The following is a 23,385-nucleotide window of genomic DNA, read 5'->3' as shown; positions in this document are numbered from 1 at the left end:
CCTCGCTTGTGGGTTTTATGCAAGTCTCTGTTTCGTTATTGCGTGTTTAGCAGCAATTAACTAAGCTATTTTTAACTCAATCAAACTTGTACCTTGCTCACAAAACTCCTTACATTTCTTAATTAAGCTCCACTCGGAAAGATTTTCGATATCTGAAAGTTGAGACTCTAAATGACTTAACTTGGGGTATAATTCACTTATTGTATCCTGTCTCTTAATTGGAGCCGTCTTTTGCCAATACCTAAGGCATTGTACGTAAAACGAGCAAGCACTATCGTAGTCGTTAAGCATCAGACTTGTTTCAGTAATCCAAAGACAGGCGTAGCCTCGATTTAAAATTGCATTAGAATAATTTTCTTCATTTAATGCTAAATAAGACTTTTTATAAAAGTGGAGGGCTTCTGAGTATTTCGATTGAAAAAACAAGCATCTTCCTATATTTCCCCAAAATGAACCACTAAATTTATCATTAGGATTTTTACCATTTATTAAATCATCATAAGTTTCACCACTTAAAAATATTTTCAGAGCAGATTCAACTTTATCTGTAACTTTCGTATCCCTTAGTGCTAAAGCGTAAGTGTGGTTAATATCCCATCCAGAATTAATATTTGTTGCAGCAACCATATCCAAGGCTATCTGAGCATATTCGATAGCCTTATCAAGTTCGTTTTTATACCAATAATGATATGCATATAAATGATTAAGCTCTAAATATTGTACCCCTTTAAAAGGAATTACTCTTTTATATTTATTTAAAAAAGATTCTGCTTCACTGTATTTTCCGACTTCGGTCAACGTTCTAATAAAAATCTGAAATTGCTCAAAAAAATAAGGTATATCATTTGCTACCGCTGTTTCAAATTCTATTTCTATAAAAAACCTCGTTGCAACTCTTTGAAAATCTTCCGCATAACCCGCACTCAGTAATGGCTCGTACACCTCATGTAATGCTATTAAAGCTTTTTCATACTTTTCATCGTTAATTAACAATTCAATTTTGTTTAAGTAATTTTGAAAATGAATGTAAGGAGAATCATGAGTTAAACCTTCTTTAAATAACATGATGATCTGATCATAAAGCCTTACCCACATTCCAATAAAAACGGATCTTTCACTTTTGTTATATTTTCTAACCATGTATTCTTTTACCAATGGATGAAGTTCATACAAATTCTTTCCCGTAACAGATGTCTTAGTAACAATCAAATTCAAATTCTTAAGTGCTTTAAAAGCTTTGTTAAAATGATTTTCATTCAAATCAGACATAATCTGTCTTAAATGAATTTCTGTTTCAGCTGTAACAGTTTCGGCCATTCCCCGCATAAATGATTGTTGCCGAGCATTTAGATGTTTCCAAACTATATTAAGCGTATTAAATGCCAAAGTACCGGATGGATTTGCAGAATTTTCAGATTTTGACAACTTGATATCGTCAATAATTTGTAATACTAATTCCTTCCCTTTTGATAATTGAGCTGCAATTAGATTTAACCAAAGTGTGTGACCAGAAGTGGTCTGATGAGCCTGCTCCGCAATAAAGATTAAATCGCGTTGCTTTATTTGAGTTGAATAATTTTTAAATAGCTCTATCGTTTCATCTATTTTAAATGGCTGTAATTGAATGTTTAAAAAATGAATATTTGAAAAATCTATTGCAGGCCGACAAGTAAAAATAAATTTTGAGTTATGATCTCTTTTTAACGACTCATCAAATAAATATTTAAGACCTTTCGACGGATAAAAGTTAGCTAAGTCTATATAATGATCTACGTTATCAAAAACAAAGACGCCTTTATGATCATTTAAAATGTCAAAAAACAGATCGATTACTTTTTCAATTGTTTCATTTACTAAAGTTTTGATTTCAATTGAACCATTAGATATCCTTTCAACTAATGAAATAATAATAGATAATAATCTGTGATCTTCTTCTTTACAGTCTCTCCAATCCCAAAATGCGTAGGAGAGGTCATTTTGGATAACATTTTTAACAAAATTGGATGCTAATCCGGATTTCCCTTGACCTCCAATTCCTGTTATAAAAGAGGCTTTAAAATTATTTTCTTTCAACAAATTGGTTTCTTCGTGTCTTCCAATCCAAAAAAGATTAACAGGAGGATTATCACATTGATATTTATCAAACTTTTCCTTTGTCTTAGTGCCCAATAAAACTCGTTCTTTGTCAGTTTGTTCCTCGACTACTTCTTTTGCCTTTATTGCATATTTACTCCCCTTTTCCTCTTCACTAATAAGAGCAGCCTCAAGCTTGGGTAAAAATACATTGAAATCAACTCCTTTATAAAATTGAACCCTGGAATTTGGGAACTTCCGAAAACATTCCAATAGCTCTGCATTGTTTGACTTTATTATTTGTTCATCTGCACTATAAAAGGTCCAAAGAATATCAATGCTTAGGTCAGAATCATTTACTAAATCCAAAAGAGTCTTAGTAAAAACATCACTCCACCCACCATAACCAAGAACAACAAGTGTAACATCAGACAATGCCTTTTTTAAGTCACCTTTTAATAAAGGTCGGCTATGCTGCAATTGTTTTGTCGTATGCAAAGTATCACCTTGCCTCCAAAAGCCATGTAAATGAACTATCTGCATTTGATGGTTTGATGCAATAGAGTTCATAAATCTTGCATCTCCATCAAGAAATATTGTATTTGTATTAATTTTATGGCGCCTTACGGCAACCTCAATTAGAGGATCAAAATTGGTTGTCAATATTAATCTACTAAAACTTTCAGGCTTTTTTGATATAAGGTTACTAAGAGAACTGAAGCCAGCATTTATGTGCCAACCATCTAAATCATCTTCTATTACACTTAAATCAGCTATGGTAGATTCGGTATATACTTTATTGTAATACGTGATTTCAATACCGCCTTAATAATTACATTATTAACTTCATCTTGTCCAAACCCTTGAACCAAAGCTTGGGTTGCTTTTTGATAATCATTGATATCACCTTGGATTGTTTCAAAGAACTCATCATAAACCTCAGAGTCACCATTTTCAACAAAGATTTGTTTAATATCGTTAACAATTTCCTGAGCCGATGGAACACCGGGCCCATTCGTTATTTCAGGCAAGCTACAACCTGACCCGATAAGAAACATTATTTTCTTTTTTTTTAAAACTGTGCTTTTAAGACGTGTTAAAAGCATGGCACTCAAAGCAATCTCCATTTTTATTATTTAGGGGTTATAAATTTATAAAAATTATAATTAAAATAACAGAGAATACTTATAATATCAACAAACAAAAAAAGGTAATCATATTGGAATACAGCAATAATTGAACGAAAGCTGATTACATTCATAACAAGTCGGCTTTGTTATCGATTATGCGGATGATAAAGTTTAATTGATATTGAGTTTTTATAAATAGTACATACTTGCAGCCAGGATACACGCGGCACGCATGTACCAGCGTTCAAGATTATTATCCAACAAAAAAAGGCTAATCATCTCTGATCAGCCTTTTCACATAATTACCCCGTTTAGCCTATTACATTTAACATTCATTTTCCTTTGTACTGTGCGCAACAAAAAAACCGCATAATGCACTTGCGCTTAATGCCAATAATAACGTAATCATAGTGTTTAATTTTAGGTGAATAATTAATTAATACAATAATTAGTACGTATAAAACTGGCTATAGTTTTATTAAATAATCGTTTTTTGATACAAGGGAGGCACTTTTACAATTATTATTTCTTTCAGGTTAAAAAATTAGGATATTATTAGCAATAAGGCCCAACACGCAACAAAATCAAAATAACTTTACCATTATTTGTGCAGTAAAATACAGCGTATTCGGCGTTTTATATAAATCTTTAGCGTTTGCTGCCGTGTTATGCATGTTATCAAGCTCATCGCTTTTGGCAAAAAGTCCTGAATTTTACCTTTGTTAGCTTTCAAAACGCAGCCACGCATATCTCACGCGGCCTGGTTTTAATTTAATCTCCTCCTGTTGTGCATTATCTTGTTACAATACCGTTCTTTAAAACATATTATCTTTGCGATACCTGTTTAACCATTACGCCAAAAACATTGTTAAAGGCCAAAGCATGATACGCGGAAAAAACATTAAGCCCATACGTTCATCACTAAGTTTGATGATGATGGTGATTTTCCTGGTGCTTGGCTACTGCCCGGTAAGGAATACTTTGTGTTCGCTCGCCAGCCATTCGTCTCAAAATAAAGAGCAAAAGGCCCCGCGCGATATCAAAGCTATTGTTGATGACGTATGTAACGCATACAATAGCGGCGATAAAATTATACCATACCAGGAAGTTGTATCAAAAACAACAATCCCCTTGCTCCTGGCAATTGTTGTTGCGGCAGCATTTTTTGGGAGCATAGCCCCGTTAAAAAGGCTTGTTGTTTTATACCCCTACCCCGCTGCCCGGGGTTTAAATCCCATCCCGCTTTATTTGGCAAACAGGTCGTTATTGATCTGAACCTTTCCTGCCCCATTTTATGCTTCTCGCCACGCAACAATTACGTTGTGCGTTTAAATTAAGCATTGTCCACTAACGCCTTACGGCTCTTTGTATTCAATTTTTTAATGATCACCGGCTTTTCTGTTATTGATGTTGCTATCTGCAGCGGCATCTGTATACACGGCCTAAATGATCATTGCATATCATTTTTTTAAATCATGATCAAACATATTTTTTCAATAACCGGTAAAAATTACCGGCAATCAGCTCCCCTGTTTCTGCGGCTGACTATCGGCTTCGGCTTTATGGCACATGGCTGGGCAAAATTAATTAAAGGTCCGGAAGCCTTCGGAAACCTGCTGGCCCAGATACATGTCCCTTTCCCGCATGCTATGGCGTGGATGTCAACCTTAACAGAACTGGTTGGCGGCCTGGCCATGTTTGCCGGGTTTATGGTAAGCTTAACCGCCTTGCCACTTATCGGCATTATGCTTGTAGCCATGTTCGGTATTCAAATTCATTATGGTTTCAGTTCGGTAAAAACCATTGGTTTAACTCCCAACGGGCCGGTTTTCGGGCCGCCGGGATATGAGATCAATTTATTGTATATCGCCGGACTAATCTCGCTGCTGATCTCGGGAGGCGGTATATTCTCTGTCGATTCCATTCTGTCGTCGAAACGAGGCACAACTAAGTCGTAATAAAAATTAATAACAACCTATTGATCATTAAGCCTCCCCGGCAAATGATCAATAGGTTTAATACACATTGATATGTACACTGTTTTTCTTTACATTTTTATTATAAGTTTTATTGCAACACTGGTGCGATCGACCTTTGGTTTTGGCGAGTCGCTGGTTGCTGTACCACTACTAAGCATATTTATCCCTCTTGGCGTTGCCGTTCCGCTTTCGGTACTCATTTCTGTTTTGATTGCGCTGGTAGTGGTGATACAGGATCATAGCAGCATCCAGTTTAACAGCGCGAAATGGCTTATCATTTTTGCTATACCAGGCATCCCCATCGGCTTGCTGATTTTAATATATGGCAACGAGTTTTGGGTAAAAACAGGGCTGGGTGCCCTCATCATCCTTTACTCGTTATATGCCATGTTTGGCAAAAACAGCTTTAAGCTTAATCATGATAGTAAATTATGGTTGTTTATCTGTGGGTTTCTCTCGGGCGTTTTGGGAGGGGCCTATGGCGTTAACGGGCCGCCGCTGGTTGTTTATGGTAACATGCGCAAATGGAGCGCTCAAAATTTCAGGGCAACACTTCAGGGATACTTTTTACCGGCAAGCTTAATTGGTGTAGCAGGCTATATTTTTAAAGGGCTAATTATCGGGGAAGTATTGAAATATTTTATCATGTCGCTACCGGCTGTTTTCCCCGCGATTTTTTTAGGACGATATCTTAATCACAAGCTAAATAGCGCTTCATTTTTCAGGTATGTATATTGGGGTTTACTGCTTATCGGGCTATTTTTAATTGTATTTTGCCTGTTCAACATAAAAACCTGATGTACAAGCCATCAACAAAAAACCTATCTTTAAAATAAATAATTTACCTGGACTTATCTGCCTGCTATGGAACCTATTGCACCAGCCCAAACTATTAACCAGATTATTGAACAGTTAGAGGCTATTATTGCCGACGCTATAAAAAACGACAGCAGGGCGGGGTATTTCGCGGCCCTGTACCATAAGGTTACCTGCAAGGTAAGGGAAGGCATCCAAAACGGTGAGTTTGAAAACCCTGCCCGCATGGAACAACTGGACGTAATCTTCGCCAACAGGTACATCAAGGCCTATCGCAGCTGGCAACAAAAGCAGCCTTGCTCCAACTGCTGGCAACTGGCGTTCGGTATCTTTAGTAAATCATCAAAGCTGGTATTACAGCATCTGCTCATCGGCATGAACGCGCATATCAACCTTGATTTGGGTGTTGCCGTTGTTGAAGTAGCCAACAAGCTCAACCAGCCGCTAACCGAAGTTCATAATGATTTTAATTCCATCAATACTATACTATCGGCGCTTACCTACGAGGTGATCAGCGAGTTGAACCGGATCTCGCCGCTGCTGTCATTAGCTGGCCTGCATGCGCAAAATAATTCTATCCTCATCCAGTTTGCGCTTAGCAACGCCCGCGACGGCGCCTGGTGCTTTGCCGAAGACCTGTTTACCCGTACCGGGGATGCTTATCCTAAGCAGATAGCCAGCAGGGATAATGACATCAACAAGTTGGGTTTAGGCATTGTTAACCCGGTTGGGATGCTGCGTATTACCGTATGGATCATTCACCTGTTTGAAAAACGTGATCCATCCAAAATAACAGAGATTTTGAGTACTTATAAAAAGACTTATTTAAAGGTGAATTAGATGTTTAGCGCTGGGTAAACGCTAAATTGCAAGAAGAGGTGGGAGATCCTATTTGTAAATTGCGATCAGCACAAAAAACAATACCAGCATTCCTCCACCAAAAAACTTCACATAATTGTTAAGCCATTGAGGTATATAAAAGAGATACCGATAGCTGGGAAGATGTTGCCCTGTAAGCACTGCACGCAGTATTTTATAAATATATAGCGGAATATTACACAGGTATACACCAAGTAAACCAATTGTTTCGAGCGTTGAGCCTATGTGTAACACGCTTTGGAATTTAGATTATTTATAATACAATAATAATTAATATTGTGTATCGTCGGGCAGTCAATTAAATATAAAGTCGATAACGTACTATATAAGCCTTCCTAACAATAAACTCTCCCTCATCAAAATTCATTATCTTTGCCCCCTGATCGATGAAAGCAGCTGTTAATTGGTGCCTTCATCCAAAAATCGGTGAAATCATAAATGCAAACAATAACAACCTGGGAAAAAGGCTATAACAATTACGGACCATGGCTTAAGGAAAAATACAAAGGCCATCGCGTGTTTAAAGTAATTGTTGATGGTGGTTTTACCTGCCCCAACCGCGATGGCTCGAAGGGTTACGGCGGTTGCACTTATTGTAATGTTGATTCCTTTACCCCTTCGGTTAGCCGCAACGCCCCTACTGTAAGACAGCAGGTTGAGGAGGGCATGGAACGCGCCCGTAAAGGCAATAAGGCCGATAAGTTTATTATTTACTTTCAGCCCAATACCAATACCTATGCCCCGGCGCATTACCTCAAAATGCTTTATGATGAAGCCCTGAGCTACGGTACCGAAGATATTGTAGGCCTTTCGGTAGGTACCCGGCCCGATTGTATCGATGCTGAAAAAATCGCGCTGTTGGAAAGCTATACCGATCGTTTTGATGTTGATTTGGAAATGGGTATGGAAAGCATCTATAACGAAACCCTAAACCAGATCAACCGGGGCTGCAGCCACGAAGAACTAGTGAAAGCCCTGAGCCTGGTCGAAAACTCGAAACTGGATATCTGCGTGCATACTATTTTCGGTTTCCCCTGGGAAACTAAAGAAATGATGCTGAAATATGCCGACGAGATCAACCGTTTTAAACAGATCAAGTTTGTAAAATTCCATCACCTGCATATTGTTGAAGGCTCGGTAATGGGCGTAAAATACAAACGCGAACCATTTCACCTGTTTGGTATTGACGAATATGCCGATTTTCTGTGTGAGCTGTTACCGCTTGTTCGCCCGGATATCGTGATCCAGCGCCTCTTCGGTCTCAGCGACCGCGAACTGCTCATCGCCCCCAACTGGGGTTTGAAAAAATCAGAGATCCAGTATTATATTGATCAAAGGATTTTGAGCAAGGGCGTGGTGCAGGGAAGTGGTCTGAACCTTGATTTATAGGATTTGAGGATTGTCAGGATTTTTTATGCTGTGGTAGTTTTTCAGAAAAAACGAGGGTTTGTCTGCCGTTGTTGGTGTTGTCACCAACAACATTTACCCCTCGGCTATCAATGGTAAAGCAATTAAGAATATGATGTATTGAACAAATAGAAGTTGTTGGTGACAACACCAACAACGGCGAGAGATTACTCGGATTTGCAGGTAAAATCCATCAATCCGGCAAATCTCCCAAAATCCCGGTTCAGGTTTAACGAATAAGCAAATCAATGCTCTTCTCTCTGCAACTAAAAGCTGCCACTGCAACTTAAAATATCACACTTGTTAGCTGTTACTTCCTAAACATTGGTATCCCTTTTGCAAACATTTACGTATAATTAAATTGATCTGAAAGTTAAAATCGTCTATTTTGTCACAAAGAGCACAATCCAATTATATCCCGGCATTAACTGGTGTAAGGGCCATGGCGGCCTACCTGGTTTTCATTTCGCATTTTGCCTATGTGTTTGATGAGAAATTTCCCCACTCTGTGCAACGTTTCTTTAACGAGTTCCATATCGGGGTTACCATTTTCTTTGTGCTTTCGGGCTTTTTGATCGCATTTCGTTATTTTGATAGTTTTAAATTAACAAAAGCCTGGTTTCTGCAATACCTTAAAAACCGGGTGGCGCGCATCTATCCCATGTATGCATTGCTTACCATTGGGGCGTTCATAGCTTATCATTTTACGCAAAGTCCAACAGTAACGGCAGGGCAAAACCCGGTGGTTATGTTTTTCATGAATATCGTTTTTGTGCGCGGCTTTTTTGATCAGTTTAAGTTTACAGGCATTGCACAGGGCTGGTCGCTCACGGTTGAAGAATGTTTTTACTTTTCGGCGCCATTTATTTTCCTTATCGCCACTAAATACAAAAAGTTTTATATACAGCCTATCGCGGTTACCGGTTTAGGGGCTTTGCTTGTATTCATCTTTAGTCATGTAAACTGGTTCGGTTTCTTCGGCAACTTTACGTTCATGATGCTGTACACCTTTTTAGGCCGATGCTTTGAGTTTTACGCGGGCATTCAGCTGGCGCTTATTGTTCGGAAACAAAAACTGGAGGGTACAAGCAAAAAGAAGTTCACTTACCTGGGTTTTTTCATGATCTTTTTTTGCGTGTGGATCATGTCCACCTTGACCATCCCGAAAGGATATGAGGCAGGCTTGCATAATCCCTGGGGCATTATAACTAATAACTATCTGCTGGCTACCTCGATTGCCATTTTCTTTTATGGTCTGCTCACCGAAACTACCCTCCTTAAAAAGTTTTTAGCACACCCTTTTATTGAACTGCTGGGCAAAAGCTCCTACATATTTTACCTGATCCACTTAGGCTTTATGTACAATTTCATCCATCAGGGCATGAACAGTCTTAACGATTATGTTTTTGAGCTTTATGATAAATGGGGTGTCGACTGGCATTCGCCTTTTGAGTATGATAGCTTAAACCTTTTGTATGCCTTTATCGTTTTAAATGTCGTTTCCATAACGTTGTTTAAATTAATTGAAGAACCACTTAATCATTATATCCGTAAGTCTGATTTCCTGATTAAAAACAAAGCACGTAATCCCGAAAATGAATCAGCTAAGATTAAAGCCTAATTACAACATGTTAAAAAACGCTAACAAATTACTGATTATTGCTTTCGCTTTACTGACCTGGTGTGCCGCCCTACCGGCCATGGCCCAGGAAACTGAAAAAGATCCGGCGGAGAATACCGGCAAAAGCGGTGGTGATGATGAAGTATCAACGGTATTAACTATCAATAATAAGGATGGTATATTCAGTTCAACAGCCTCGTTCAGCTTTGAAATTAAAAACACTTATGATACTAACCAGGAAGGCAGCATATCATACAATATCACTACCGAAAATGGGCAAATTGTTAAAACCCTGTCAAAGCCGGTAAACCTGGGCAAAAAAAGCACTTCCAAATATGATTTTGAGGTACCCAACCTAAAAACAGGTTTTTACAAGGTTAACATGATGATCAATGTGAGCGATTATGACGATACCACTCGCCGCGCTTTTGGGATCAGGCCGGAGGAAATCAGATCACAATATGCCAGGCCGGCCGATTTTGACCAGTTTTGGCAAACCGCTAAAGATGAGCTGGCAAAGGTAAAACCCAACTACAAAATTACCGAAGCACCATCCATGAACACCGGAAACCGCAAGGTTTACGAAATAGAGATGAAATCGCTGGATAACCTTACCATCCGCGGTTACATGACGGTACCTATCAGCAAAAATAAAAACAAGAAATTTTCGGTACTGCTGGGTTTGCCCGGCTACCAGGTAAAGCTATATCCCATTGTAGGTGATGACCCCGACCTCGTGATCATCACCCTAAACACGCGCGGACAAGGTACCAGTCGCGATGTGATCCACACCGAGCGGGATGCCTTTATCTCCTATCATATTGAAGATAAAAACAAATATGTGATGCGCGGCGTAATTATGGATTGTGTACGCGCTGTTGATTTTATTTACGCGCAGCCCAATTTAAGACACGATCAGATCCTGGCAACCGGCGGTAGTATGGGCGGTTATTTATCGCTTGCACTTGCCGGCCTTGATCATAGGGTTACACTTTGCTCGGCACAAAATCCTATCATGAGCGATATCCGGAACCTGGTTGGCACCGTTGAATGGCCCATTAACGACATTAAAAAATATGTTTTAAGTAAGCCTGGCGTAACATTTAACCAGGTACTCAACAACCTTGACTATTACGATACCAAAAACTTTGTAACAACCATAAAATGCCCTACTATTTTGGGCTTAGGCCTTTTGGACCCATATGTACCACCAGGCAATGGTTATGCGGTGTTCAATTCGATGCATGGCGATAAGCACTTAATGGTATTTAAAAACCTTGGGCACGAGGTAAGCCAGGTATATAAGGATTATGAAGGCCGTTGGATGCGCGACACCTTTGGTTTATTTTAAAACGATTAAAATCTACACACATGACCTTGAAAAATACTTTATCAAAATATTTGCTTACGGGGATAGTAATATTTGCCTTAGCCACAGGTAAAAGTTATGCCGGAGGTTTCCCGGTAAGGCCGGGCAGGATCTCGCTGTCGCCCTCGGCAACTTACTTTTTTGCCAATAAAGCCTGGGATGCCGACAGCCATAAAGGCGCATTTGCCAATAACGGCAAGTTCAGTTCATGGAGCTATTCCTTATATTCGGAAGTTGGTTTAAGTCGCAGGTTTACCCTGTCGGTACTGGCACCGTATGTGATGAACACCTTTAGTACAGATCTGGGCACCAGCAAAAGCTCAGGTTTCCAGGATCTGGAAGTGGGTATCAGGTATTACCTGGCCAATATCAACTATAAATATTATTTCAGCCTACAGGGTACGGCTATTGTACCTATGTATACCAACACCGCGCTGGGCTATAACCAAAAAGGGGCCGAACTTAAACTGGCCTTTGCAGGCAGCGGGCATTTATTCGGCAAAAACTCATTCTTTATCCTTGAAAACGGCGTGCGCGAATATTTTGGCTATGAAAGCGTTTTTCAGGACAGGTACAACGCCACATACGGCTTAACACTTGATAAAAAGTTCCGCGAGCAAATTTCCTTAAGTGTAGGCGGCTTTTATGCCACCAGTATCAATAAAGATTTTAACGTAAACCCAAGCGCCAGTAAAAACTTTGCCTTTAACCAGGTATCGCTAAGCTACGGCCATGCATTTGCCAAAAGCCTGTCGCTGTTTTTAACCGGCGGCACCTTCGTTACCGGGCGAAATACCGGCGCGGGCACCAGTTTTTCGGCATCACTTAATTACCGGATAGATACGAAATAGCCTTATAAAAAGCTAAAAGCGGAAGGCATAAAGCTTAAAGCAATAGGGTAGTCAAAAAACTTCTTTAGATTCTGCTATGCTAAATCTGCAGAAGTTTTTTCCATTTCAAACAGGTTCAACACCTCATCCCAATTGTAAACGCGCACATGCTGGTGTTCGTGTTTATTGTGATGCGCGTTAAACATAATCGCCTTGCCGCTGCAATAGTCGAGGTTTTTACAATGGTCATCTATCATGTAATCGGTATGGATGATACTTTTATCGCCACACAGCACAATATTACGCCAGCTGATAAACGGGAAATATTCCTGAAGCCATTCCAACTTTTCGGATAACGACAGCGGGAATTCCGTTGCGGCGGATACAATGTATACCTCGTAATCTTCCATCAGTTTTCTAACAGCCTCAATAGCGCCGGGCATAACCGGCAGCGTACGGAAAAATCCGGGCAGGTTCAGGGAAGCCTTCGTTGCAGCATCTAAGGGAAAAGCCTCGGCATGTGATAAGCCATCAATAGCCTCAAGGGTTTTCGTAATACCGTACAACTGTTCATAATATTTGATCAGTTGCGGCTCAACATCGGCCATAACACCGTCCATATCGATGGCGATAGTTTTCTTTGTTTGCGTTTTCATGCAACAAATCAAAACAAAATTGCAATATTTTGCAAATTATTTATAAATTTGCATCATATTGCAAACATGGTAAGAGAAGAAAGACTCCAGATCATTTTAGATCACGTATCAAAAGACAACAAAGTTATGCTTGCCGAACTGAGCGAAAAACTCAATGTTTCGGAAGATACAGTACGCCGGGATATTAAAGTATTGGCCGACCAGAAGTTGCTAACAGCAGTAAGGGGCGGCGCGGTTGCCCACTCTCCCATTCCGCACCATTACCGCGCGAGGGAAAAGCATGATATTGCCTCTAAGAAAGTCATCGCATCAAAAGTGTTGAGTTTTTTAAAAGACGGACAGGTTGTACTTTTTGATGGCGGTACATCAACATTAGCTGTGGCTGAAAGCCTGCCAGATGACTTGAGGATCACCGTAGTTACCAACAGCTTTCCGGTTGCAAGCGCGCTTGAAGATCATCCAACGGTTGAGGTCATATTTGCCGGTGGGCGTCTGTATAAATCGTCCTTTACTACCATCGGCCATGAAACCATCAATGCCTTCAGGAATATCCGGGCCGATCTTTGCATTTTCGGGATTTGCAGTGTGCACCCTGCCATCGGCATCACAACCAGGGATTATGAAGAGGCCGAGATCAAGAAAACGATGATAGAAGTATCGAAAGAAACTATCGCCTTATCCACCTTAGAAAAAATAAATAAAGCCGATTCTTATTACATAGGCCCGGTAACAGAACTGGACACCATCATTACCGATGTATCCCCCGACAATGAAGAACTTTCGGCATACAAGGAAGCAGGCATTAATATTATTTAATATAATACTACCGCGGGCTTTCGGCCCGTGGTTTAATACTTGTACTTCCCAAACAGATCCTCTATCGCGCTGGTACGGTAATCAAAGATCTGTTCTACCTTGCCTTTAACAAAAACGTTGTTCGCCAGCCTGCCAATCGCGCCATAAGGGATAGCATAATGTAAAAGATCGGTCATGTGAACACCGCCATTTATTTCTTTAAAATGGTGCTGATGATGCCATAGCGCGTATGGCCCGAAACGCTGCTCATCAACAAAATACTTTTTATCATCAACATGGGTGATCTCTGTCATCCAGTTCATTTTAATACCTAATAACGGCGAGATCTTATAAGTGATGATCATTCCGGGGTACATTTTTGTCTCGGCGGTATAATCAGATGTTACTACGAAGCTCATGTCACTGGGTGTGATCTTAGCCAAATTTAATGGCGACGAAAAAAAATCCCAGGCCTGATCAAGGCTGATAGGAATGGATTGTTCTTTTTTTAAAACGTATGTTTTCACGATGACGTAACAAGAAGGGACGGATAAGTGTTTTGGTCGACTCGCCCAATGGGCTATAAAATGATGTCATTGCGAGCGTAGCGCGGCAATCGCATGCCATACAGAACCGCTCTGCGTCCGTGCGATTGCTTCGTTCCTCGCAATGACATTTTTTTCTGATCCTACCGATCTTCCTTCCCTATTGGCAAATCCCTTCTTGACCATTCGCTCCAGGAGCCAACGTAAAGCTTTGGGCCGCTGATGCCCGCGTAATCCATACCCAGTAAGGTATGACAGGCTGTAACACCCGAACCGCAGTGAACTATTACTTCGCTATGCGCTACATCGCCAATTGCAGCATCATAAGCCTTTCGCAACTCATCAGCGGGTAAATACCTACCGTCGGCACCGAGGTTGTTGATATAAGGCAGGTTTAACGCCCCGGGGATATGACCGGCTATCAAATCCAAAGGTTCAGTTTGGCCTAAATAACGTGGTGTTTCGCGCACATCAATTACCAGTCGTGAGGGATCCTGTGCAGCTTCTCCGGCCTCCGCTATCTCAACAGTATTTGCATATTCGTGTGTTACCGGGTACGGATCAACGGCAACCGGGGTATAAACTTCAGTGCTAAATGTTATACCTGCATCTTTAGCGGCCTGTAAGCCGCCATTTAGTACCTGTACGTTTTCATGACCAATTGCCCGCAGCATCCACCACAAACGTGATGCGCTGAACGCGCCTGATTTATCGTCATAAACCACTACGTGACTGTCGGGTGTAATGCCCCAGTTACCTAACAGTACGGCAAACTCCTGTATATTAGGCAACGGATGTCTGCCGCCAAAGGCAGGGTCATCGGGTTTAGTGGTAAGGTGCTGATCAAGGTCGGCGTAGATGGCGTGGTTTAAATGGCCTGCCAGGTAACGCTGGTAAGAGTCCTGCCCTCCGCGGGCATCAATAAGAATAGTATCCTGTGCGGCTAAAGCCGGGTCGTTGATTTCAATAAGTGGCGACATAGGTATATCTGATATGTTTTAATATCAAATATAGATACACGCTTTGGGTTTCGGCAAATTTACTGCACTATTTTATTGGCGCAGTATGAGCTTGCAAAAGCCTCGGGCTTGGCCTTAAACACAAAACCCATGCTCAGGATGTAACCCATAGCCTCGTGCAGGGCCGCGTTACTTTTAAACATCGGGTTGGTGTTAATGTCGGCATGTACCTCAAGCTCCACATCATACAGGTCGAGCAAATCGCAAAGCTTGTAAGCAATGTCGATAGACTTCTGCACCTCGCTCAGCATCCTTTCTTTAATGCTCATTTTTTGCGAAGTACGCTCCTGGTGTATGAACATAAAAGCGCCGCGTTTTTCGCGCAGAAACACAATCACCGTTGCAAAATCCGTTACGGATCCTTTAACTTGCGAGTCGGTGCCTATACATACTTTTAGCTTGTTGCCAAGGAGGGCTTCGCGTTCAATTGCCTTTTCAACCTCTTCCATAATGGGCGATTGGATTACTTCGCCGCTGAATTTTCTCCAGGTCATAAAAATTATTTTAGGTAAATTTTAGGCGACCTCTTTTATGGGTCTATAAAAATAAGCGATAACGTTTCATATTAACGTAAATAACGTGTGATTTATTTGTTAACATTTACCTGATTATTAACAGGTTGGTTGCATTTCGAATATCGGATTTGGGATTTCGAAATTAAAGAGGAAGGAGTTTTTTTACTGGTCGAAGTTTAGCGATAGCGTAACTTCGTCCCAAAACCGGGCAAGCATTCTGCTTGCGGAAGCGGAAAAGTAAATTGATTGTATAGTTAAGCTGAAAGCTTAAGGCATTTTAGGACGAAATTACGCTATCGCTAAACTTCGACCAGTTGGGGTGTTCGGAAGAGGTTCGAATTCCCTCCTTGGGGAGGGGTGCGTTGGAGAAGTGTAGTGGCAGGGAGGGGTTTATCCGCTATTTTGACGATGTAAACAAGTCTATGAAACCCCTCCCTACACCCTCCCAAGGGATGGAATCGCTCAATCCCGCGCTTTTTATCCGCGCGAGCCAAAAATAAAAAAAACCAAAATCGAAATTCCGAGATCCGAAATCAGGACAACGCAGCCTTGATCCTGTTCTCGGCTTCCAATACCAGGTCGCCAATCGAGGTTTTACCGGGCTCAATCGGTTCAAGTACCGTCCAGGTCATGGATATAAAAGTATTAAGCGGATAAAAGCCATATTGTACAACCTTCCAGCTATTTTTTATGGCGATGGGCACCAGCAATGCTTCAGGGCATTTTTTTAGCAGCATGGCAACACCTCCCGGCTGAAAAGACCGTACTACACCATCCTTAGAGCGGGTACCTTCCGGAAAGATCACTGCCGACCAGTTATTGGCTTTCATGCGCTCACCTAAACTTATCATTTCGGTCATGGATTGGCGGGAGTCTTTCCTGTCGATATTAGCACCGCCGCCGTGTTTCAGATTGTAACTGATAGAGGGGATCCCTTTGGTAAGCTCTATTTTAGAAACAAACTTGGCGTGATACTTGCGCAGGTAATAAATAAGCGGGGGGATATCGAGCAGGCTTTGATGATTGGCCACAAATATAATTGGCCTACCCATCGGCAAATTTTGCTTATTGATAAAAGTTACCGTATCGCCAATGATATAAAAAGTGCGGAACAGGCATAAGTTCAGGATATCAACCGAACGTTTGTGCGCGGCATAGCCAAAAAAACGAAAGCAGATCCACTGGATGGGCTGAAAAATAACCAGGGCTAAAAAAAATGCAATTATGGCAAAGGGCGACAGGATATAACCTAATAACTTCTTCATCAATGTGCAAAGTTATATTTTTTTCAGTAATGCAATAATTTACAAACGGTTTTCTGTTAGCAACAGTCGCACTTTAAGTACCGCGGCCACAGTCATGGAATCAGTAATCTCGCCATCGCAAACCATACGGTAAATTTCAGCAAAAGGCACTTTTCTGATAATCAGCTGTTCGGTTTCTTCGGGTTCGGCTTCAAACTGCTCAAGGCCCCGGGCCAGGTACAATATGCTCAACTCATCGCTTACTGAATTGCTGAGGTGCAGGCGCTGGATCTCCGTCCATTGAGAGGCTTTTAACCCGGTTTCTTCAAGCAATTCACGTTTGGCCGATTCGAGCGGATCCGTACCTTCAGGGCCACCACCTTCCGGCATTTCCCAGCTGTACTGATTTAATGCGAAGCGAAATTGCCCTACAAGATAAGTATTTAGTTCAGCGTCTAAGGGTAAAACACCAATCGCCACATTTTTAAAATGTATTTTACCATAAATACCGGGATTACCGGAAGGGTTAATAACCTGGTATTCGGTTAGGTTGATCCAGGGGTTATCGTAGATATTTTTTTGGGACGTTATTTTCCAGGGGTTATCTTCAGGGTGATGCATGGCCCTAAAAATAGACATCTTTTTATTAAAAAAATGTCATTTCGACTGAGCAGCGAGGTGCGGGCAATGGCGCGAAAGAGAAATCTTCTATATCAGGCCTTACAACTAAACCTGTAAAAGCATGGCGTAGAAGATTTCTCCTCACCTCCTGACACACAAAACCAATCCCTGGTTCGTTTGTTTTTTTATCTACTCCACTACATACTCCAGTTTCACTTGCACGTTCAGGTCTTCGTGCATCCGGGCAAACTGGCGCGGGTTGCGGGTAAAGTCGGGATCAGTGTCCATATAAATGTTGGTGATCTTAACCATTTCGGGATGCTTATCAGTACCTATATTATAGGTAAGCCCCTCGCCGCTTTCTAAACTTTGTTTTAGCTCAAGGTATTGCTTACCGGTTACAATGATCATTTTTTCGGCAGTCATGGATACTATTTATATAAATGGATAAACTACTCAAAACCGTGAGTTGATTTGCCCTGTAACATACCGGCGATACAAAATTATCGCTTACCGGGTTCTGTAACGGTTTATTATATTTACATCAAATATAACTTATATATATCCGCATAAATGATCAGTATTAAAAAATTATTGCCTTTTGCTTTATTATTGAGCGGTACTGCAGCATTGGCCCAGCAAAGCCTACCCATAGCTGTAAACTTGCAAAAAACCTACACCAAAGGAACACGCACCACAACCGGGGCGCCCGGCAAAAATTACTGGCAAAACACGGCCGACTATAAGATCAAAGTAAATTTCGACCCTAAAACCCGCTTGTTAAGCGGGACAGTTGGTATCGATTATGTTAACAACAGCCCCGATACGTTAAAGCGGGTACAATTTAAACTTTACCCTAACTTATATAAAAAAGGCTCGGTACGTCAAATGCAGGTTTCGGCCGCTGACTTGACCGATGGGGTGCAGATCAAAAGCCTTAGCATAGATAATAAAACACCCGACAGCGCTAAAACCCGCCGCATCAATGGTACCAACATGACGCAAAGGGTTTCCCCTATCGCTCCAAAACAAAAAGTACATTTTGATATCAGCTATGCTTATACATTAAACAAGGGCTCACATATCCGCACCGGTCAAGTTGATACCGGTGCATTCTTCATTGCCTATTTCTTCCCGCGTATAGCAGTTTATGACGATATTGACGGATGGAACGATTATCCATACGTTGGCTCACAGGAATTTTATAACGATTTTTGCCATTTCAGCGCGGAGATCACCATACCCGGCGACTATAAAGTTTGGGCGACAGGCGATCTGAAAAACGCCGGCGACGTTTATGACAGCCGGATCGTTAAACGCATTGCCGATGCCGGCGTAAGTGATAAGATAACTGATATTATTACCGAAGATGATATTAAAGCGGGCAACATCACCAAAAACAATCCAACTAACACCTGGAAGTTTGAGGCTGATAGCGTTACCGATTTTGTTTTTGCTGCCAGCAACCATTATTTATGGAAAGCATCGAGCCTGGTGGTTGATCCGAAAACCGGCAGGCGTACCCGCGTTGATGCGGTGTTTAACGAAAAACATAAAGATTACTATGCAGTAGTTGATTACGCCCGTAAAACGGTGGAAGTGATGAGCTACAAATTTCCGAAATGGCCGTATCCATACCAGCATGAAACCGTTTTTGATGGTTTAGACCAAATGGAGTACCCGATGATGGTGAATGATAATCCGCTGGAAGATAAGGCCGATGCCATTGAGCTTACCGATCATGAGATCTTTCATACCATGTTTCCGTTTTACATGGGTATTAACGAAACCAAATACGGCTGGATGGATGAAGGCTGGGCAACCATAGGCGAATGGCTGGTAAGTCCGGAGATTGATCCGTCTATAGTTGACCCATATGGTGTTGCCGCAGTTGAACAAAGCGCCGGCCACGAGGTTGATGTGCCGGTAATGACACTTACACCAATGCTCACAGGCCCTGCCGGTTTTACCGACAGCTATCCCAAACCAGGCCTGGGCTATTTATATGTAAAAGATATGCTTGGCGACGAGCTGTTTACCAAGGCACTGCATTACTACATTGCACAATGGCACGGCAAACACCCCATGCCTTACGATTTTTTTAATTGTATGAACACCGGTTCGGGCGTAAACCTCAACTGGTTTTGGAAAGCATGGTTCTTTGATAGTGGGATAACCGATCTCGCGATAAGCAAAGTAACTAATGCCGGGCAAAATTACAGTGCCACGATCACCAGGGTTGGCAGCAAACCCATTCCCGTAAATTTAACCGTTTATTATACCAATGGCACTACCCAGCTGGTACATAAAAGTATTGCTGTTTGGGCGGCCGGCAATAAAACAACTACAGTTAATTTCGCCGCCAAAAAAGCAGTAAAAAAATTAGTATTGGGCACCACTTATGATCCCGATAGCAATAAAAAGGACAATGTGTGGGTGAGTGCAAATTAAACTTGCCTTCCGAGACTTACGAAGTTTTAAAAACTTCGTAAGTCTCTTTTCTTAATCTCCCATCTCTGCAAAAGGCCCTAACGGAACATAAAATGGGTGTCATGCTGAGGTCCTCGAAGCATGGTGTGTAGGGCCTCTGCGCACGAGTCTTCGACAGGCTCAGACTGACGGCCCCCTTATCTCTGCTGATATGCCCTCATCAGTTCATCCACATCAATCCCATTGATTTTCATACCGGCTATATCACAATCGGTAATATCAACACCACTTAAGTTGCAATCGGTTATTGTGCTGCCCTGCAGGTCACAGTTCTCAAATTTAAGGGGGCGTTGTTTTGCAGCAGGATCATAAGCCGGATGACCTTCGGGCGGCATACCTATATCATGGATATAAGCACCGCCAAGCTGGGCGTATTTTATTTCCAGGTCACTCAAATTGGCATCTTCAATTTTAAGCCCGGTTATACAAACATCCTTAAAGCTTGCATTGTTCATCATCGTTTGCTCAAAGCTTGAACCATTAAGCAGAGCGCATTTAACATCAAGTATCTTTTGAGTTTCTTTTATAACAATAACTTCGGGGCTGTTAGCTGTTGAGTTTTCCATGATTCATTATTGATTTATTCAAAGATGCTGAAAATGAACGCCAAAGCAAGGTTATACACGCGACAAATAACGGGTGTATTTGCGACAAGGTTGTGCTGTCGCTAAGTCGCAAATGCGCTAAGTTAAAATCTTTGCGGCTTAGTGCCTTTGCCTGAAATTTGAATACATACTGATATATAATTTCGTAAATTCAAATACTTTATCAAAATACCATGATCCTGCTTCGTTATATCCAATCACTACTGCTTGTTGTGGCCTTTATTACACTTGTTCATACCTCATCTTATGCGCAACAAAAATCCAATCCTATTTCACACGCTAAATGGCTTATCGGCAGCTGGAAAAATCAATCGGCAAAAACAGTGGATATTGAAACATGGAAAAAGCTTAACGACAGCACCTTTATCGGCAGAAGCTATTCGTTGACTGGTGCAGATACGGTATCATCCGAACATATCCGACTGGAGCAACATAAAGGCAAGCTTTACTATATCCCAACGGTAAAAAATCAAAATGGCGGCAAAGCGGTAACTTTTACGCTTACCTCATCTAACAACAAACACCTCGTTTTTGAAAATCCGGAACATGATTTCCCGCAAAAAATAACCTATACCCAAATCACTAACGACTCGTTGGTGGCCGAAATATCGGGGACAAGGAAAGGCAGGCAAAAGGCAATACAATTCCCAATGAAAAGGGGCAAATAAGAGAGGAGTGGCTTTATATCTATTGCAAAAATTCGGCTATATCACGACCATAAAATTCTTTAAACAGTTTCCGGAAATAAGCCGGGGTTTCAAACCCTGCTATATAAGATATTTCGGCCACGGTACGGTATTTACCACTATTGATTGCCTCCATCGACATCAGTAAACGGATTCGCCGGATATAATTATTTGGCGTAATACCCGTGGTGTTTTTTATGCGCCGATGCAGTTGTCTTTCACTTAAACCCATTTCATTACTTAACAATACAATGATCAAATCAACTTTTCCAATATATTTTCTTACCAGCGTTTCAAGCTCATAAAGCCAAAGCTGATCGGCAATAGAAAGTTCACTGATTGGCTTTAGATTATGTGTATTTAACTCCGCCCCTCTTTCAATTTCGTTATTTTTTACCGATACGAGTGATACTTTGCTAAATTCTTCCAGTTTCTTTTTATCGGTAATATTCCTGGCAATAGCAAAAACCAGCTGCTGTTTTTGTACCGGCATCGAGATCCATGAAAGCCATACTATTTCTCCGCTTTTGGTTACATACCTGTTTTCAAAATTATACAACGGATTGTTTTTCTTTATACTCTCACGTTTACTTGCGGTGATGCTTCTGTCTTCGGGATAAACAAATGAATCGATAGGCCTTGCAAACAGTTCGCTTTCGGTATAACCTAAAGTTTTGGAAACAGCCGGGTTAATTTTTTTAAAGTAACCATCAAACCCGGCAACACATAACCAATCGGGCGACAAGCGAAAGAAGTATTCCAGATCAAAAATCTCATTGAAGTTTTCCATATAAATTTCAGTTCCTCTTGTAAGGGAACGCAACACATTTGGTAATTAAAAGCAATATAGCCACAGGTTGTGAAAAGGCAAATTCAAAAGAAACCATTTTTTATGATACCCATAAATATTTAACATAAACTGGCAGGATTCTTTAGTAAAATGTCAGTAATGTTAACTTTTCCAAACCGGATTTTATCTGCTTAAAGTGAAACAGCCAACCGCTATATCCCGTTATGCAAAAGCTTGATTATTCATAAACCAGTGGCGATAGTACAATTGAGTGTTTTTTCATATTATTACGGATAATATGAAAACCCTATACCAAAACACAATTAAACTCATTCCCTTCGCTTTACTGGCTATATCATTACAAAGCTGTATTAAACAGCCGGGAGCATGGCGAAACGACCGGATTCCCGGCGGTAAACGCGACGATTTCCACAAACTTAACGAACAACTGCTCCATGACCTCCGTACCGGCAACAGTGATGATATCAGCAATATGGAATCGCGGGAGATGCTGGACGACAAGTCAAATCTAAGGCAAATAGACTTGGTAGGCAACGCTGTTAAAATTGCCGACTATGATATTTACGATGAATATTACATTGTAAATAAACATCGCAGTACAGATACCATAGGCAATCCGTCGGCAGGCATTAACAGTTATAAAATGATCTATAATGGTATTACCCATGAAATGTACATGGCGCTTTTTTTGCCAAAGGATAAAAACCTGCCTAACCAGGAAATGATTACCGCCCTGTATGCCAAATACGATTATGGCTGGAAACTAACCTCGGTAAATGTAAATACTTATAAAATTAATGGCAAAACAGCCCCGGAGCTTTATGAGCTGGGAAAAAAGAAATACAATAAACAGCATTTTGCCGATGCCCGTTTAACCCTTGAGCTTGCTTTACAATGTACCGCCCCTAACGACTACTGGCAATACGAACACGATACCGATGCAGGCAAATTATTCCAGGATGCTGCCGAGGCAACAGTAAAACAATACCGTTTCCCGGTAGTAATTGATGGTGTTGCAGGCAAACCGCGGGTATTCCGGATTGGCAATCAGAAAACCAGCCATGGCTGGTTCCCGGTAATTTTTTATACAACCAAAGTAAACATTGCCGATACCAACGCGGTAAAAAGCGAGAACACGCAGATTGGGAAGGTTATTAACAAACTACTACCGGGTATTACTGAGGATAAGGATTATATTTTCTACTCTGCCTGCAGCAAACTGCCGCTGGGCGCCGCAAGGGTTGAGCATTTTGATATTACAGATAAGTTGAGATAACAGGCTATAAATCCCCGT

Annotated in this window: 23 protein-coding genes; 12 read left to right on the top strand and 11 right to left on the bottom strand. The window is 41.2% G+C overall.

The annotated features are described in order from the left end of the window. Window positions 1-60 precede the first annotated feature (60 nt). Window positions 61-2,736 (bottom strand): SIR2 family protein, encoded by a 2,676-nt coding sequence (locus FHW88_RS00960; protein ID WP_176622451.1) that lies wholly within the window; start codon window positions 2,734-2,736, stop codon window positions 61-63. 110 nt (window positions 2,737-2,846) lie between these two features. After that, a complete protein-coding gene (locus tag FHW88_RS00955) occupies window positions 2,847-3,200 on the bottom strand; it encodes a hypothetical protein (RefSeq protein WP_176622449.1) in 354 nt (117 codons plus the stop codon). A gap of 885 nt (window positions 3,201-4,085) precedes the next feature. On the opposite strand from FHW88_RS00955, the gene FHW88_RS00950 reads away from it, so the two are divergent. The 8 genes from FHW88_RS00950 (at window position 4,086) to FHW88_RS00915 (ending at window position 12,125) form a co-directional block, all read left to right on the top strand. Then, on the top strand, window positions 4,086-4,478 hold the full coding sequence (locus FHW88_RS00950) for a hypothetical protein (protein ID WP_139160060.1): 393 nt from the start codon (window positions 4,086-4,088) through the stop codon (window positions 4,476-4,478). 200 nt (window positions 4,479-4,678) lie between these two features. After that, the gene (locus FHW88_RS00945; RefSeq protein ID WP_090533951.1) at window positions 4,679-5,161 is read left to right on the top strand and encodes a DoxX family protein; all 483 of its coding nucleotides are present in this window, start codon (window positions 4,679-4,681) and stop codon (window positions 5,159-5,161) included. A 72-nt stretch (window positions 5,162-5,233) separates the two neighbouring features. After that, complete coding sequence (locus FHW88_RS00940) at window positions 5,234-5,980, top strand: sulfite exporter TauE/SafE family protein (RefSeq protein ID WP_090533953.1); 747 nt, start codon at window positions 5,234-5,236, stop codon at window positions 5,978-5,980. Window positions 5,981-6,046: 66 nt separating this feature from the next. Then, complete coding sequence (locus FHW88_RS00935; protein WP_176622447.1) at window positions 6,047-6,838, top strand: DUF5995 family protein; 792 nt, start codon at window positions 6,047-6,049, stop codon at window positions 6,836-6,838. A gap of 477 nt (window positions 6,839-7,315) precedes the next feature. Then, window positions 7,316-8,266, top strand: coding sequence for a TIGR01212 family radical SAM protein (locus FHW88_RS00930; protein ID WP_176622445.1), 951 nt, complete (start codon window positions 7,316-7,318; stop codon window positions 8,264-8,266). A 406-nt stretch (window positions 8,267-8,672) separates the two neighbouring features. Beyond that, window positions 8,673-9,905 (top strand): acyltransferase family protein, encoded by a 1,233-nt coding sequence (locus FHW88_RS00925; protein WP_176622443.1) that lies wholly within the window; start codon window positions 8,673-8,675, stop codon window positions 9,903-9,905. Between the two features lie 7 nt (window positions 9,906-9,912). Next, window positions 9,913-11,256 carry an acetylxylan esterase gene (locus FHW88_RS00920; protein ID WP_176622441.1) on the top strand — a complete coding sequence of 448 codons (1,344 nt, stop codon included), beginning with the start codon at window positions 9,913-9,915 and terminating at the stop codon, window positions 11,254-11,256. A 20-nt stretch (window positions 11,257-11,276) separates the two neighbouring features. Then, complete coding sequence (locus FHW88_RS00915; RefSeq protein WP_176622439.1) at window positions 11,277-12,125, top strand: hypothetical protein; 849 nt, start codon at window positions 11,277-11,279, stop codon at window positions 12,123-12,125. 74 nt (window positions 12,126-12,199) lie between these two features. Here the strand turns inward: FHW88_RS00915 and FHW88_RS00910 are convergent, their stop codons facing one another. After that, window positions 12,200-12,760 carry a 5' nucleotidase, NT5C type gene (locus tag FHW88_RS00910; protein ID WP_176622437.1) on the bottom strand — a complete coding sequence of 187 codons (561 nt, stop codon included), beginning with the start codon at window positions 12,758-12,760 and terminating at the stop codon, window positions 12,200-12,202. 66 nt (window positions 12,761-12,826) lie between these two features. Between FHW88_RS00910 and FHW88_RS00905 the strand changes: the two genes are divergently transcribed. Continuing rightward, the gene (locus FHW88_RS00905) at window positions 12,827-13,576 is read left to right on the top strand and encodes a DeoR/GlpR family DNA-binding transcription regulator (RefSeq protein WP_090533966.1); all 750 of its coding nucleotides are present in this window, start codon (window positions 12,827-12,829) and stop codon (window positions 13,574-13,576) included. A 32-nt stretch (window positions 13,577-13,608) separates the two neighbouring features. On the opposite strand, the gene FHW88_RS00900 is transcribed toward FHW88_RS00905, so the two are convergent. The 6 genes from FHW88_RS00900 to FHW88_RS00875 all read right to left on the bottom strand — a co-directional run bounded on the left by FHW88_RS00900 (window position 13,609) and on the right by FHW88_RS00875 (window position 17,925). Next, window positions 13,609-14,082, bottom strand: a complete 474-nt coding sequence (locus tag FHW88_RS00900; RefSeq protein WP_176622435.1) for an SRPBCC family protein — start codon at window positions 14,080-14,082, stop codon at window positions 13,609-13,611. A gap of 161 nt (window positions 14,083-14,243) precedes the next feature. After that, window positions 14,244-15,080 carry a sulfurtransferase gene (locus FHW88_RS00895; protein ID WP_176622433.1) on the bottom strand — a complete coding sequence of 279 codons (837 nt, stop codon included), beginning with the start codon at window positions 15,078-15,080 and terminating at the stop codon, window positions 14,244-14,246. A gap of 59 nt (window positions 15,081-15,139) precedes the next feature. Continuing rightward, window positions 15,140-15,613, bottom strand: coding sequence for a ribonuclease H-like YkuK family protein (locus FHW88_RS00890; RefSeq protein WP_090533971.1), 474 nt, complete (start codon window positions 15,611-15,613; stop codon window positions 15,140-15,142). Between the two features lie 554 nt (window positions 15,614-16,167). After that, entirely contained in the window at window positions 16,168-16,899 is a 732-nt protein-coding gene (locus FHW88_RS00885; protein WP_090533973.1) for a lysophospholipid acyltransferase family protein, read from the bottom strand. Window positions 16,900-16,938: 39 nt separating this feature from the next. Further along, window positions 16,939-17,517, bottom strand: coding sequence for an NUDIX domain-containing protein (locus FHW88_RS00880; protein ID WP_410505578.1), 579 nt, complete (start codon window positions 17,515-17,517; stop codon window positions 16,939-16,941). 171 nt (window positions 17,518-17,688) lie between these two features. Beyond that, on the bottom strand, window positions 17,689-17,925 hold the full coding sequence (locus tag FHW88_RS00875) for a hypothetical protein (RefSeq protein WP_090533977.1): 237 nt from the start codon (window positions 17,923-17,925) through the stop codon (window positions 17,689-17,691). A 147-nt stretch (window positions 17,926-18,072) separates the two neighbouring features. Here FHW88_RS00875 and FHW88_RS00870 point away from each other — a divergent pair, with 147 nt between their 5' ends. Next, on the top strand, window positions 18,073-19,950 hold the full coding sequence (locus tag FHW88_RS00870; protein WP_176622431.1) for a M1 family metallopeptidase: 1,878 nt from the start codon (window positions 18,073-18,075) through the stop codon (window positions 19,948-19,950). Between the two features lie 176 nt (window positions 19,951-20,126). Here FHW88_RS00870 and FHW88_RS00865 read toward each other — a convergent pair whose 3' ends face one another. Next, complete coding sequence (locus FHW88_RS00865) at window positions 20,127-20,555, bottom strand: pentapeptide repeat-containing protein (RefSeq protein ID WP_176622429.1); 429 nt, start codon at window positions 20,553-20,555, stop codon at window positions 20,127-20,129. A gap of 212 nt (window positions 20,556-20,767) precedes the next feature. On the opposite strand from FHW88_RS00865, the gene FHW88_RS00860 reads away from it, so the two are divergent. Next, the gene (locus FHW88_RS00860; protein ID WP_176622427.1) at window positions 20,768-21,262 is read left to right on the top strand and encodes a DUF6265 family protein; all 495 of its coding nucleotides are present in this window, start codon (window positions 20,768-20,770) and stop codon (window positions 21,260-21,262) included. A gap of 19 nt (window positions 21,263-21,281) precedes the next feature. On the opposite strand, the gene FHW88_RS00855 is transcribed toward FHW88_RS00860, so the two are convergent. Beyond that, window positions 21,282-22,070 (bottom strand): helix-turn-helix domain-containing protein, encoded by a 789-nt coding sequence (locus FHW88_RS00855; RefSeq protein WP_176622425.1) that lies wholly within the window; start codon window positions 22,068-22,070, stop codon window positions 21,282-21,284. A 298-nt stretch (window positions 22,071-22,368) separates the two neighbouring features. Here FHW88_RS00855 and FHW88_RS00850 point away from each other — a divergent pair, with 298 nt between their 5' ends. Beyond that, a complete protein-coding gene (locus FHW88_RS00850) occupies window positions 22,369-23,367 on the top strand; it encodes a hypothetical protein (RefSeq protein WP_176622423.1) in 999 nt (332 codons plus the stop codon). Window positions 23,368-23,385 lie beyond the last annotated feature (18 nt).

It is taken from the genome of Mucilaginibacter sp. SG538B (assembly GCF_013376065.1).
GTDB classification, from domain to species: Bacteria; Bacteroidota; Bacteroidia; order Sphingobacteriales; family Sphingobacteriaceae; genus Mucilaginibacter; species Mucilaginibacter rubeus.
The sequence above is the reverse complement of the archived record's forward strand: the minus strand, read 5'-3'. Positions and strand labels throughout refer to the sequence as shown.